This window comes from Methanosarcina flavescens (assembly GCF_001304615.2).
Taxonomy (GTDB): domain Archaea; phylum Halobacteriota; class Methanosarcinia; order Methanosarcinales; family Methanosarcinaceae; genus Methanosarcina; species Methanosarcina flavescens.
This window is the reverse complement of record NZ_CP032683.1, coordinates 3215119-3227718: the sequence shown is the minus strand read 5'-3', so window position 1 is coordinate 3227718 and position 12600 is coordinate 3215119. Positions and strand designations below refer to the sequence as shown.

General features: G+C 41.2%; 13 protein-coding genes. 7 read left to right on the top strand and 6 right to left on the bottom strand.

Annotated elements, in window-relative coordinates; translation table 11 throughout:
• Positions 1 to 340: 340 nt before the first annotated feature.
• Positions 341 to 1081: a class I SAM-dependent methyltransferase gene (locus AOB57_RS14090; RefSeq protein ID WP_054298234.1), complete on the top strand. Its 741-nt coding sequence runs from the start codon at positions 341 to 343 to the stop codon at positions 1079 to 1081.
• A 228-nt stretch (positions 1082 to 1309) separates the two neighbouring features.
• Here the strand turns inward: AOB57_RS14090 and AOB57_RS14085 are convergent, their stop codons facing one another.
• Both AOB57_RS14085 and AOB57_RS14080 read right to left on the bottom strand, forming a co-directional pair.
• Entirely contained in the window at positions 1310 to 1480 is a 171-nt protein-coding gene (locus tag AOB57_RS14085) for a hypothetical protein (protein ID WP_167829645.1), read from the bottom strand.
• A gap of 569 nt (positions 1481 to 2049) precedes the next feature.
• A complete protein-coding gene (locus AOB57_RS14080) occupies positions 2050 to 3138 on the bottom strand; it encodes a radical SAM protein (RefSeq protein WP_054298233.1) in 1089 nt (362 codons plus the stop codon).
• Between the two features lie 339 nt (positions 3139 to 3477).
• Here AOB57_RS14080 and sugE point away from each other — a divergent pair, with 339 nt between their 5' ends.
• Together sugE and AOB57_RS14070 are read left to right on the top strand one after the other, a co-directional pair.
• Positions 3478 to 3795, top strand: coding sequence for a quaternary ammonium compound efflux SMR transporter SugE (sugE, locus tag AOB57_RS14075; protein ID WP_054298232.1), 318 nt, complete (start codon positions 3478 to 3480; stop codon positions 3793 to 3795).
• A 284-nt stretch (positions 3796 to 4079) separates the two neighbouring features.
• A complete protein-coding gene (locus tag AOB57_RS14070; RefSeq protein WP_082384110.1) occupies positions 4080 to 4886 on the top strand; it encodes an SDH family Clp fold serine proteinase in 807 nt (268 codons plus the stop codon).
• A 123-nt stretch (positions 4887 to 5009) separates the two neighbouring features.
• On the opposite strand, the gene AOB57_RS14065 is transcribed toward AOB57_RS14070, so the two are convergent.
• Together AOB57_RS14065 and AOB57_RS14060 are read right to left on the bottom strand one after the other, a co-directional pair.
• Positions 5010 to 6713 (bottom strand): DUF790 family protein, encoded by a 1704-nt coding sequence (locus AOB57_RS14065; protein ID WP_264371754.1) that lies wholly within the window; start codon positions 6711 to 6713, stop codon positions 5010 to 5012.
• Positions 6714 to 6744: 31 nt separating this feature from the next.
• Positions 6745 to 8190: a DEAD/DEAH box helicase gene (locus AOB57_RS14060; protein ID WP_054298230.1), complete on the bottom strand. Its 1446-nt coding sequence runs from the start codon at positions 8188 to 8190 to the stop codon at positions 6745 to 6747.
• A 242-nt stretch (positions 8191 to 8432) separates the two neighbouring features.
• Between AOB57_RS14060 and AOB57_RS14055 the strand changes: the two genes are divergently transcribed.
• The 3 genes from AOB57_RS14055 to AOB57_RS14050 all read left to right on the top strand — a co-directional run bounded on the left by AOB57_RS14055 (position 8433) and on the right by AOB57_RS14050 (position 9941).
• Positions 8433 to 8879 (top strand): HD domain-containing protein, encoded by a 447-nt coding sequence (locus AOB57_RS14055; RefSeq protein WP_226999544.1) that lies wholly within the window; start codon positions 8433 to 8435, stop codon positions 8877 to 8879.
• An 18-nt stretch (positions 8880 to 8897) separates the two neighbouring features.
• Positions 8898 to 9113, top strand: coding sequence for a hypothetical protein (locus tag AOB57_RS14745; RefSeq protein WP_226999543.1), 216 nt, complete (start codon positions 8898 to 8900; stop codon positions 9111 to 9113).
• A 111-nt stretch (positions 9114 to 9224) separates the two neighbouring features.
• Positions 9225 to 9941, top strand: coding sequence for a histidine phosphatase family protein (locus tag AOB57_RS14050; RefSeq protein WP_054298229.1), 717 nt, complete (start codon positions 9225 to 9227; stop codon positions 9939 to 9941).
• Positions 9942 to 10012: 71 nt separating this feature from the next.
• Here the strand turns inward: AOB57_RS14050 and AOB57_RS14045 are convergent, their stop codons facing one another.
• Entirely contained in the window at positions 10013 to 10648 is a 636-nt protein-coding gene (locus AOB57_RS14045; RefSeq protein ID WP_082384109.1) for a SagB/ThcOx family dehydrogenase, read from the bottom strand.
• 472 nt (positions 10649 to 11120) lie between these two features.
• Here AOB57_RS14045 and AOB57_RS14040 point away from each other — a divergent pair, with 472 nt between their 5' ends.
• Positions 11121 to 11351, top strand: coding sequence for a ferredoxin (locus AOB57_RS14040; protein WP_054298228.1), 231 nt, complete (start codon positions 11121 to 11123; stop codon positions 11349 to 11351).
• 385 nt (positions 11352 to 11736) lie between these two features.
• Here AOB57_RS14040 and AOB57_RS14035 read toward each other — a convergent pair whose 3' ends face one another.
• Positions 11737 to 12510, bottom strand: coding sequence for a winged helix-turn-helix domain-containing protein (locus tag AOB57_RS14035; RefSeq protein WP_054298227.1), 774 nt, complete (start codon positions 12508 to 12510; stop codon positions 11737 to 11739).
• Between the last annotated feature and the right edge of the window lie 90 nt (positions 12511 to 12600).

Genomic DNA, 12600 nt, shown 5'->3' with positions numbered 1-12600 from the left:
TTCTTTAATAGGAGAACGTGAGGAAATAGACTCTTATATCCTCCGGCTAAAGACTCAGGGGTTTTATTTTTGACTTAAGAATTTTTCAGTGACATTATTTTTTCAAGGATTAAATATATATTATATTATTAATTAGAAGTATTAAGGGTGGGTAAAGAAAAATAGTGTACTGGTCTTAAGCAGAAAGGCTTTCAGATCTTCCCGAAAAAACAGAATACACTATTTTGCGGTTTGAATTAAATAATTTGGAGATTGCTGGTCATTTTATTACAGCTAATATAATTGACTAATGATATTTCTAAAATTTAATTTTAAGAAAAATAATACAGGAAGAAGGGGTATGGAAGTAGAAAGCAGGGAGAGGATGAAAAAAATTCATGCAAAGCCGATAAATATCTGGGAAGATTTTTTTAAGGATAAGACACATGGAGGGCACAGGTATTCAACTGAAGAATTTCTTGCCATGGAAGCCAGGGAAAAATTATTTCACCTTGATGGAGGCAAAACCCTTCTCGACTTCGGATGCGGCTCTGCAGAACTCCTGACATACTATGCTCCTGAGTATGAAAAGCTTGTAGGAGTGGATTTTTCCCCATCCATGCTTAGAGAAGCAGATAAAAGGATCAAGGAAAAGCAATGCAATAACATCGACCTGATCCTTGCTAACCACGAAACTATCTGGGATAATCTGCAATTCACCTTTGATCGGATAACTGCAGCCGGAGTAATCCAGTACTTAACATTTCAAGAGATTGATGCCTTTATTGCCAATGCATCAAAATATCTCAATACCGATGGTAAAATAGTCTTTTTTGACATACTGGATCCCCGACTATATCCATTATGGAAATTAGGGTTATTTGCACCGAAAGCAGGAGTCTTGAAAGCCCTATACAGGATATGGTGCGACTTCCGGTATTCAGTATCGGCAACTTTAAAAAACCGCCCAAGAAACATTTACGGTTTTTCCCATAACCCTTATAAACTTCAGAGAATCGCAAATAAGCATGGTTTTGAGATGCGCTATGTGCAATCAATGTATTATGAATATAAATATCATGCAATAATGTCCAGGATTTAAACGGCAGTACACTGCGGATTGTATAAGGTTCAATAAAGGTTACTAAACCTCCTCTGAACTTTAGTTTTTCTTATTAGCTTTTCTTATTTTATTTTTATTCTTCTTATTTTATTTTTATTCTTCTTATTTTATTTTTATTCTTCTTATTTTATTTTTATTCTTCTTATTTTATTTTTATTCTTCTTATTTTATTTTTATTCTTCTTATTTTATTTTTATTCTTCTTATTTTATTTTTCTTTATCTGGGTATTTTTCTCCCTTATTTTGAAGTCCAATGTTGTTTACTGCTGTGTTTTCTGAACATTCATACAAAGCTTTGTAAAGTTCTTTGACATCAATATCCATTCCATTTGCTAGTTCTTCTGCTTCTTTTTTACAATTGTAGATTCTCTCAAACACTTCAGTTGGTTTACAGTTATGTTAGTTACATCCTTTGTGTCTCGCATGTAATTAAGGATATAATAACTATTAATGTTATAAATGGTGCAATCGTAATTCTTCTGAGATAGGACCAGGCAATGCTTATTTTTTTGTACTCTGGTATGAGCTGGCAAAAGACATAAAGGTAAAAAAGATAGAGGAATTTCCTGACTGGAACGAGAAAATAGAGGAATTATCTGTTTTTAGCAGGGCATCTTGGAACAGGACGAAATAGCGGAGGAGTTATTCATTCCTATCAAGACAACCTGAGGACAGAAAACAACGAAAATAATCAACGCTAACAGCGCTGTAAGTACAAAAATAACAAAACAGAAGTTCATTTTGTCGAAAAACCTTGATATCCGGCTTCAAAAAAGAAGGTTCCCATAAATAATTGGCAATTAAAAAATCCACTCATATTTCTCTATGTTACTAGACTCGCTGTCTTTTTCATTATCTGCTGTATTATCTGTATACTATTTATGGTACCATTTATGGTACCATTTACCATACCGTTTTTTCTATAATAGTTAAACAATTATTCAATTTTAAAATAGTAAATCTTCAATTCCTGCTTCTCTTACAATCTCGATTGCCCTGGCTTCTTCTTCCGGGGTCAGGTGGCGTCCAAGATCCGGATACTCCATAGCCCGGTAACACGGCCTGTACTGAAACATAAGGTTGAACCTGATTTGCGGGATATTCTTTGCGACCCATTCTGCAATAGGCTTTGTACAGCACTCTAGGTGGCCGGGGAGAACCAGGTGACGAAGAAGGACTTCTGCGGTCTTGTAGGCGAATTCGAAATTGGGCTGCACGACTTCAAGATAATTTTTTATCTTTGAATATCTCCGGGCACATTCATTGTTTCCGTACTTGAAATCCCCCAGGTAGACATCCACAACCCCTTCGAGCATTTCTGCAATTTCCCGGGAATGGTACATATTTGAGTTCCAGATTACAGGCGTGTTTACAGAGATTTCACGGATAGTTTTCAGTGCAGTATGTGTGTGTGGGGTAGGAGTTACGAAATTTACATTCCTTGCTCCATGCATTCTGCGCAGGTCTATTAACTTTGCAAGTTTCCTGGGTTCGATACGGGTTCCGGAATCAGGGCAGGTTGAAATATCCCAGTTCTGGCAGTATACGCAGGCGAAGGTACAGCCCGTAAAAAATATCGTATGAGAGGGCACAAGTTCTGGCTCTTCTCCCATATGCAGGAACTCGGAGGCATAATTTGAGAGATCTGTCAGCCTGCAGAAACCTTTTTCACCTGTTTTCCTGTTAACCTCACAGCGCCATCCGCAGCAGTGGCACTTCTCCAGCATCCTGTCCACGATTTCAACCTTAAGGTCGAGGAGGGAGGGACTGGCTTTCGGCATTTCCAGGAAGCTTTCAGTAAAAAACGTTAACCTGTCAGCCGTATCCTTATAAGCAAGAGCTTCTGCGGCTTCGATTTCAAGATTTTCCCTGAATTTTCGGTATTCTTCGATTTCTTTCTCGTGAATTTTCCTGAGTTCTTCAAGCTGCATGCCCGGGTCAAACTCGACAGGAACTCTTTCTGTTATCTTGAAGAGGGCAGGCGTTTCATCTTTTTGCACCTTGAAGTAACGTTTCAGGTACTTCGGGAATCCCATATTGAAATATTATCCGGAATGGATTAAAGGTTTATTGTTTCTTCTTCCTCTTTTTAGTTCTTATTTTCAGTTACGATTTTTTGCTCAGATTTTTAGTTTAGATCTCCAATTCTGATATTCAGTTATGCTTCTTAACTTTTAATTCTAATTTCAAACTTTTTTCTGTTTTCTAGCTCTGATTTTAATATTTATTATTGCATTTTTTAGATGCTTAACAGGTTTTCAGAGTTCTTGCAGGCAAAGTTATAAAAAGGCTTTAAACGCATTCTAATTGCCTTCTTCACGGCGACCCTATAAGTTACTTAAACGAATTGTAAAATAAAAGGTTGTAAAATAAAAATGGAATGGTTCTTTCTTTTTATCGCGGGGCTTTTTGAGGCTGCGTGGGCAATCGGGCTGAAATATACCGATGGTTTCACGCGGCTTTATCCCAGTATTTTTACCGTCGTTTGCATGATTCTTAGCTTTTATTTCCTGTCCCAGTCCCTGAAAACCCTGCCAATAGGAACCGGCTATGCAATCTGGACCGGAATAGGAGTTATTGGCACCACTATTTTAGGAGCTCTGCTCTTTAACGAGTCCCTGAATCTTGCCAGAGTTTTCTGTATTCTCCTGATCTTCTCAGGAATAGTCGGACTCAGGCTGATTTCTCAATAAAGCCAGGTAAAGTTCTTGTAAGTTTTTATTCTCCACCCTCTTATCTACTCTTCTTTATTTTTTCTATCTTTTCTTCTCCCGATTGTAGACTTTTAAAACACCATCTAATACTGCCATTTTCCTTCAGGACGGGGCACTAAAAATTAAAAACCTGCACATCTATTTATATTGGGATTAAGCCCGGAGGTTAATTTCAATTTTCAGTAACTTTAGTAGCCTTCGGGAGATTATGGAGGAATATTCTGGCTACGCTTGACAATACTACAATTAGTCTCTGGGATTTGATGTCTCTCCTGTTTATACTTCTGTTTTTCTATGCAGTAATCTACCCACAGTCGCAGCTAAAGCAAATTCGCATGAAGCGCATGTCAAAACTGAAAGCTATGGAAAAGCGACACGGCTGCAAGGTGCTCACTATGATCCACAGACGGGAGGCAATTTCCGTTTTCGGGCTGCCTGCCTATCAGTACATAGATGAGGAAGATGCCGAGCAGATCCTGCGCTGGATAAGGCAATACCAGGATTACCCGCTTGAACTCATCCTGCACACTCCCGGCGGGCAACTCCATGCCAGCATCCAGATTGCTCGTGCTCTAAGGCGGCACCCTAAAAACACAAAGGTTATTATCCCGCACTATTCGATGTCAGGAGGCACAATTATAGCCCTTGCTGCAAATGAAATTGTAATGGATAAAGACGCTGTTATAGGGCCTATTGATCCTCAGATAGGAGATTTCGTGCGCGGGGCATTCCCTGCCCCTTCCTGGATCTATGCAGCAGAAACAAAAAAAGAAAAAGCCGATGACACCACCCTTGTTATGAGCGACATCTCGAGAAAAGCCCTTAAGCTAACCAGGGACGTCGCAAAAGAGCTTCTCGAAGGCAAAATCCAGCCAGGCCCCTCTGGTGAAAGCAGGCTCGATGAAGTGGTCGATAAACTGGTCAGCGGGGAGATGATCCACAGCACTCCCCTCTCAGCCGCTGATGCAAAAGCCCTGGGACTTCCCATAAGCACAGATTTTCCTCAAGAGGTGCATGAGTTCATGAAACTTTTCAAGCCTGTAAAAAAGAATGTGGAGTACGTTGAATGAGCTGGAATCAGAATTAGCCTGGAGAACGAAGTTTAGAGAAGTTTGAAGGTGAAGCAAAATTTAGTTAACATGTTAAAACCTATTTGTTTCTAACTTAAAACCAATTAAACTTCTACGGTTTATTTAATCTTCGGCTTTCCTCACCTTCGCATTCTCTTCACTCAGCCCTGTCCAGATTACCTTATACCCGAGCTGTTCGAGTACAGGATAGTAAAGGCTGCGATCAAGCCCGAAAATTTCGAAAACTTTTACTGCGTCGGCATATGTCTCTACTGCACCCGGCTTTTCAAGCTCCTTATCAATTCTTTCCAATAGCTGCCTGTGAATTAAGTAATTTTCAAGGAGAATGTAGTCCTGATATTTTTCTAACTCTATGGCTTTTTCCAATTTCCCTTCTCTCTCCACTTTTTCAACCCTTGAAAGTCTGTCTGCGACCACTTCTTTTAGGGCATCGGGCAGTACTCCTTTTTCGGCTGCAATTTCTTCAAGGTTTATAAGTTCACCTGAAAGCGAAAGTTCCATTTCCCCAAGTTTCGATCGGTCTTCTGAAAGCTTTTTCTCCTCGTACCTTCGGAGTATCTGCATGACCTCGTTTGCCGGAATTTTTTTATCAAAGAAAATAACTTCCTGCGATGGAAAATCCTTCTCAGAACATTTGAGCTTCCTGTCAATCAGGAGAATTACAGGTTCTTTCACCTGCTTGAGTTTCTTAATCTTGTTTTCAAGGTATTCCGGTGTCCAGAAACCGACGATTTCCAGATATACCTTTATGCCATTTCGTTGCAGGGCAAAGTCAGGGACAAAAGCATGTTTTCCGGCTTTAAGAATTGTCGGTTCCCTTTTTATCTTCCAGCTCCCAAGACTGAGGCTGCCGAATATCTGTTCAAGCTTGCTGTCATAGGCTGCCTCTTCGGCTTTGATTTCCTCAGTTCCAGCCTGGTATTCTCCCTTTTCTTCTTTAATCTGAATTTCCGGAGAAAGAACCTCCGGGGTCAGGGCTGCTTCAGGCGTAGCTTTGAACGCTTCTTCCGAATCATCAAGAGTAAACTCCAGAATTCGCTTTCCCTGGTAACCTTTGTGAAGAATGCCAGCCCTGAGCCTCCAGCCTTTTGACTTCAATAGGGCAGGAAAGATTTTTGCAAAGGAATTCCCATAGCGTTCCGAGATCCGAAAAAGAGAGGCTGGCCCGTCAAGGTGCAGGTGAACGGCTCTTGATCCCTCTTTTTTTCCATCGGACTTTCCTTCAGATCCTTCTTTTCCCTTATCACTTTCGCCTTTTGCCTCTTCAGTATCTTCAAGGGAATACATTAGTCCCAGGCGGAGGATTCTCCAGAGCAACTTCTGAAAATCGCCTTTTGTCCAGATGTCAAGGTCGATTGCACGAAAAAGGAGGGTCTGTGTCAGGGAAATATTGTACTGCTGGATAAGTTCTGCGGGTGAAAGGGGAAGAAAACTTCTTACGACCTGATTCTCCTCAAGGTCAGCCCATAGTGCCTTTTCGAGTTCCTTGATCGAAATTGAAAGTTTCTTTGCGGCTTTTTGCAGAGCCTCTTCTCTCTCGACACGAGAAAGTGCCATGCCTCTACAAGCTTCAAAAACCGTTTCCCTTGCAAGAAAAGGGTCAACAGCTGCATCCGTTTCGATCACTACCCGCCTTCCAAGCAGTTGGGAGAGCCCTCTTATAAAACGGTAATTCATCTCCTCATAGCCCTCAAGTTCGGTCAGGAGATCTCCATAAGTTTTTCCGACATGCTGCTCAAAAGTCTCTATCAGGAGCCTTGCAAGTTCCAGGTTTTCTGGATCAAAAGCTGCATATACAGGCTTTATTTTCCCTCCGGAAATGCGTGTTACAAGCAGGTCAGATGTAAGCAGGTGAGCCGCCTCCAGGATTTTTTTCTTTTTTCATTCCGCTTTCCCTTCCTGATTTTTCAGCTTTTTTTCGGATTGAAATAGCTTCCTTTCTCCTCCTTGCAGTTTCGGCCTCTGTCGTTTCTACGGTTATTATTTCATAAAGTATGGCTTCTTTTCCTTCCTTTTTCCTGAGAATCCTTCCGAGGCGCTGTATATACGCTAATTTGCTTCCTGTCCCGCTGGCTATAATTCCTATGTTAGCCTCAGGAACATCAATGCCCTCGTCAAGTACTTTTGAGGTGACTACAGCCCTGTACTTCCCTCTTCTGAATTTCTCGAGGATAGAGCTCCTTTCTTTTGCAGGTGTTCTGTAAGTAATTGCAGGAATAAGAAATTCCCTGGAAATCTGGTGAACAAGCCGGTTATGTTCCGTAAAAATGAATATTCTGTCTTCCGTATGTGCTTTCAAGATCTCTCTTAACTTTTCAATTTTTGAATCGGTATTAAAAGCAAGGTCCCTTGCAGCGTTTCTTGCAAGAAGGGCTTTCCTGGCTTCTGGGTCTCTCCCGCTTCTCATAACCAGCTTCTGAAAATCCCTTGGTCCCCGGATTACCATCCCGGTCTTCCTGAGATAATCGATATAGGTGGAATGGTATTTGTCGTACTTCTTCCTCTCCTCATCCGTGAGTGCAACAGCTACACGCTCAATCCTGTAAGGGGAAAGATGGCCGCCTGCAAGTTCCGAAACGTGCTTTTCGTAAACTTTTCCCCCTACAAGCCTGTTCAACTCTGAATGCAGCTCATCTTCACGCTCATAAGTAGCTGTCAGCCCAAGCCTGTAGGGAGCTGCGGAAAACTCGGCAATGCTTCTGTACCCAGCTGCAGGCAGGTGGTGAACCTCGTCAAAAATAAGCAGACCGAACCTGTTCCCAAGAGTTTTGGCATAGATATAAGCAGAATCATATGTGGAAACCGTTATTGGAAGAATCTTCTTCTCTCCGCCTCCAAGCTTTCCGATTTCCATAGAAAAAGCTTCTTCAAGCTGTCTTTTCCACTGTTCGAGCAGATCAAGCGTTGGAACAACCACAAGGGTAGGAGTATTGCAGCCTGCAATTGCCCGAATCCCAACAAGAGTTTTTCCACTACCAGTCGGCAGGACGAGCACTCCCCATCTATCATTTTCCCCCCAGGACACGAGAGCCTCAGCCTGGTAATCCCTTAATTTAAGTTTCTTTCCCGAAGCTTCGTATGCTGCTGCCAGATCAGGACAGGGAAGAAGGTCAAGTACTTCATCTTTAAAAGGAATTTTAGAACTTTTCAGATAATTTATTATATCTCTGTAATAAAGGGCAAGAGCCCTGAAACTTCCGCTTCTTTCGTCCCAAACTGAATTAGGAACCCTCACATTCCCCTCTATAAGAAGCGTTCCCTGTTTGAAACTAATTTTAATCATTGCTTATTAAGAGCCTGGACGTTATATATAATAATTGACTTATCATTCCCGCAAATTTTTTCAAAAAACTGCTTGACCGCAAACTTTTTAGAAAAAAGTTTGATCAAAAACCTTTTGAGAAAAGGTTTTATCGAAAACGGCTGGTAGGCGCGGTCAAGAGGTGCAGCGCAAGTATTTTGAGATAAGATTTGAGTGAAAACAACTTATGAAAAGTTCGAAAATAAGTTTAAGTCAGTGCAATTATGATTAATGAGAGAAAAATAAGAAAGGAGTCAAATGTGAGTGTAACTGACGGGTTTTCAAAATCTGGCTATTCGGAGGAAGCCTTTTCACCCGAGCCTCTGCCTTTAGAAGATCTTTCCCATATCTATGGAATTGAACGCAGCCACGCCGACAATGTGGCAAGGAATGCTCTTGAGCTTTTTGATATCCTTAATTCTATCCATGGACTGCGTCCTGAGATGAGAAACCTTGTAGAGATAGTGGCGCTTGTTCATGATATAGGCGCGGCCATGGATTTTGAGAATCATCATAAAGCAGGAAGACTTATTCTGCTCCTGCACCCGCCATCGGAAGTGCCTGAAAGGCTGTGGCCAGTTGTTTCCTGGACAGCTTTCCTGCACAAAAAGAGAATTGGAAACGAGAAGCTTGAGAAGCTTAAAGGAAAGAGTTTTGGGAGAATGCCTTAGGAGCTTCAGGATTTTACCTTGAGAGTGGCTGCCCTTGTCAGGCTTGCCGATGCCCTTGATTACAGCAGGATGGAAAGCAGGCTCGGAAAAGTTACCTTCGGGAAGCACAGTATAAGGCTCAAGATTGAGGGACAGAGAGCTGTAATCGATGCGGATAGAATGGAAAAAAAAGGCGATCTCTGGCACCTTCTTTATGACACCAGGCTTGAGTTCAGGCCTGCACTGAAGAGATAATCCTGAGAATTTACTGGCTTCCGACTATTGAAATTTATTTACTGGATTATTGTAACTTATCTATCGAATATGGTTTTTATATAAATTTAATTTTTAACGGAGTAGAATTATATGGGTCTTCTTATACTTGTCAGGCATGGAGAACCCGGCTTAAAGCCTGATAACAGGCTTGCCGGCTGGGTAGATGTTCCTCTTAGCAGGAAGGGGATTGAAGAGGCTCTTGAGTGTGCAGCAGAGCTTGGAAGGTTTGAGCTGGATCTTGCTTTTGCCTCAAACCTTGTCCGGACACAGGAAACTCTTTTTATAATACTGTCAGGGCAGAAAAAGACAGGAGTTGTTGTCCACGAAGGGTCAAGCGATGGAGATAGTACAGGGAAAATAGACTGGTATTCGTATCCTGAAAAGCTCGGGAAAAAACTTATCCCGATTTATTTAACGTCTTCTTTAAACGAACGTCACTACGGAAGGCTTCAGGGCAGGAAAAAACAGAAAATGGAAGAGAAATACGGAGCAGAGAAGCTTGCCTCCTGGCGGTGGAACTTTGAGCCTGGCCCGCCTGAAGGAGAAAGTCTCAAAGCTGTATATGAGCGTGCAGTGCCATATTTCGAAGAGGAAATCCTTCCTGCTGTAAAAGCAGGAAAAAAAGTGCTGGTCTGCGCCCACCAGAGCAGTCTGAGAGCTCTGGTTAAATATATAGAAGGGATTTCCGATGAGGATATCAGGGATGTCAGGTTCTCCACAGGCGAGCTTGCAATATACATTTACTCTGATGGCAAGCTAATACGTGAAAACGCTGAGATTAGCCCTGAGCTTAAAAGGAACATCTGAATCCTTTCTTAACTCCCTTTTTAAATCCCTTCTTAAAACCTTTCAGGGACTCGGTAATGAAAAGGAATTCATCATACGTAACCCAGAGGCAGTATATAAAGAGGCTCCTGGTTTGTCGGCAACTTAAGCACACTTCTTACCTCCTCATCCTTAAAAGCTCCTATTGCACAGGTCCCTATCCCAAGTTCCACTCCAAGGAGATATACATTCTGGGCAGCGTGCCCTGCCTCCATATGGGTATAACGGAGACCTCTATTTCCGTATCTGCTCGTTATCCGTGCATAGACTGCAGAAATCACAATTGAAACAGGAGCATTCTTGATCATGGGCTGGGAGAGTGCAGCTTTTGAAAGTTTCTCCCTTATATCACCCGAGATTTCCAGAACAAGGGTATGGTCTTCAGGAACGTACCTGTAAACCCCGGGCTCAAGCTCACCGCCTTCTCCTATAATGAGATGAACTTCTAGCGGGTAAAGCGCACCTGCAGAAGGTGAAGTTCTTAAACCGGTCTCCGAACTTATGCCCTGAGCTGCCCAGAGCAGACGAGAAATCACAGACTCGGAGAGTTTTTTGTCTTTATATTTTCGTACGGATCTACGCTTTGCAATGAGCTCTTCAATCTGGCTAATTCCCGAAGCCTCCGGCCCGGGAAGCCTGAGTTTCATAGGCAGGTCCCCAGGGCTCTGGTTTCCAAGATTTATTCCCATACTTGTTTCCCCTTATTTGGTTTTATATAATTGCTTATAAAGAAGAAGGTTATTGAATAAATAAGGTAACTTTTCAGGGTATATTCGGGAGCAGAGAACAATCCTTACTATCTCATTTCGGAATTATATCTTTATCAGAGCTTTAAAAGATGATAGTTGCTTTTAACGCGCCGTTTCATCATTAAATAGTTTCATCATTACATATATTCATTAAAACAGATAGCTTTTTAAGAAGCAGACTAAGAGCCGATTTATATACAATTCTCTTTTTGCAAGAAAAGAATACAACATTTGCAGAGAATTCCTGACAATTGTTGATATAACTCTGTTTTTCGTTATAGGTTAAGGTCTACAGAATTTTAGAGCTAATCAAGGATTTGAAGTGCTAAAAAATCGTTTTCAAATGTTAAATTATATATAAAATCCTCTTAATTACTCTTATTGTGAAATAAATACAATGGGGGAGTGAAGTATAGCTGATAACACAGACAAAGTTGCTGAAAATGTTCCAGGACCCTATTATTGTGACTATAGCTGCATAGCCTGTCATCTATGTGTGGATACCGCACCAGAGAACTTCAAGATGAACGATGATGACTCCAATGCTTACGTATATAAGCAGCCTGAAACTGATGAAGAAATAGAACTCTGTGAAGAGGCACTGGATCTTTGCCCGGTTAATGCAATAGGAAATGATGGTTAAAAATAGTTATCATGTATTCCACTATTTCCTTATTTTTTGTCAATCGGCTATAAGTCAGTTGGCTATAATTTGCAGAATAGCTGTATCTGCTGGTATAATTAGAGTAAGTTAAGTCTCTACCATAACAAAACTTTAAATTTCCTTCTTAAAGATAACAGGGATTTAAGGCCTTTATTGTTGATCTCTGGCCACGGAAAACCTGAGAAGGCGGAGAACTTACAGAGAATCTTGAGATACTGTTAAATAATTTTTATCAAATCGCGAAACCTGAGCAAGATTGTTTTGTTGAGAAGTAAGATTCTCCCTTCTTAATTTCTTTTCAATTTTCTTTATATCTCTTCACTTCTTTTATTTTTCTCCAGTATTCTTTATATCTTTTCAGTTTTTATTCCTTTTCAATTTCGGAATAAATTCTGGAAAGCCCTTGAAGAGTGGAGTAACCTTTTCTGGTAATGATATAATCTCCTCGCTCATTTCGCTGTAAAATCATTCCTGTTTCAAGCAATTTCTGAAGATGGAAGAGCAAATTTCCACCGCGCAGACCTGTAAGTTTGGAAAGTTCAGAGAAAGTTTTACTCCCCCCTGAAAGCGCCTTGAGCATAAGGAGACGTTGTCGGTTTGCTACCGGCTCGCAGACCTCAGAGACCAGTTTCTCAGGCTCGATTTCACTAATATCTATCTTGTTACCCTCTTCTTCCCGCTCCTCATAAATCTGAAGCGAACGCATGAGATTGACTTGCTTCTCAAAAAGGTTCGTAGCTTCTAGAAAACACCTGCTGCAACTGGAGGTTTTTGCTTCCTTTTTTAGTTCTTCAAGCCTGTTCCGATACATCTTTATGGTTTCAGTTTCGACCCTACCCCTCCCAACAAATCCTGCGGTTTCCTGTAAAAGCTCCCGGAAAGCCGTCTCGCAAAAATCCCGCATCTCGCAGTCAGCAGTCATCCGGGTATGCATCCTCTCGCTTGCGTCTTCACATAGATAGTCTACCATAGGCCTCATGAAGTTCTTTCTCATCTCCCCAATTATTCCTTCGATGTGCTGCTGGTTTGCACGTTGTAAGAACCGTGAAAAGTCATTCCGGAGGGATGCTACTTCTTCCTTGATAAAGTGCAATTCATTTCTGTAATTGATCTCAGAATTCTCATTAGCCGTCTCCATTTTTAACTTGCCTCTGAAATTTTTGAAACTGAACTATATTCAATTAAAACTATTTAAGTTAATTTTTTGTTATAATCAAGTCTAAAAATT

Excerpts from the sequence above, each read along its gene's own strand:
- AOB57_RS14035 (WP_054298227.1), bottom strand. The coding sequence starts at position 12,510 with ATGGAGACGGCTAATGAGAATTCTGAGATCAATTACAGAAATGAATTG.
- AOB57_RS14050 (WP_054298229.1), top strand. The coding sequence starts at position 9,225 with ATGGGTCTTCTTATACTTGTCAGGCATGGAGAACCCGGCTTAAAGCCT.
- AOB57_RS14055 (WP_226999544.1), top strand. The coding sequence starts at position 8,433 with ATGATTAATGAGAGAAAAATAAGAAAGGAGTCAAATGTGAGTGTAACT.
- AOB57_RS14080 (WP_054298233.1), bottom strand. The coding sequence starts at position 3,138 with ATGGGATTCCCGAAGTACCTGAAACGTTACTTCAAGGTGCAAAAAGAT.
- sugE (WP_054298232.1), top strand. The coding sequence starts at position 3,478 with ATGGAATGGTTCTTTCTTTTTATCGCGGGGCTTTTTGAGGCTGCGTGG.
- AOB57_RS14090 (WP_054298234.1), top strand. The coding sequence starts at position 341 with ATGGAAGTAGAAAGCAGGGAGAGGATGAAAAAAATTCATGCAAAGCCG.
- AOB57_RS14060 (WP_054298230.1), bottom strand. The coding sequence starts at position 8,190 with ATGATTAAAATTAGTTTCAAACAGGGAACGCTTCTTATAGAGGGGAAT.
- AOB57_RS14070 (WP_082384110.1), top strand. The coding sequence starts at position 4,080 with ATGTCTCTCCTGTTTATACTTCTGTTTTTCTATGCAGTAATCTACCCA.
- AOB57_RS14045 (WP_082384109.1), bottom strand. The coding sequence starts at position 10,648 with ATGGGAATAAATCTTGGAAACCAGAGCCCTGGGGACCTGCCTATGAAA.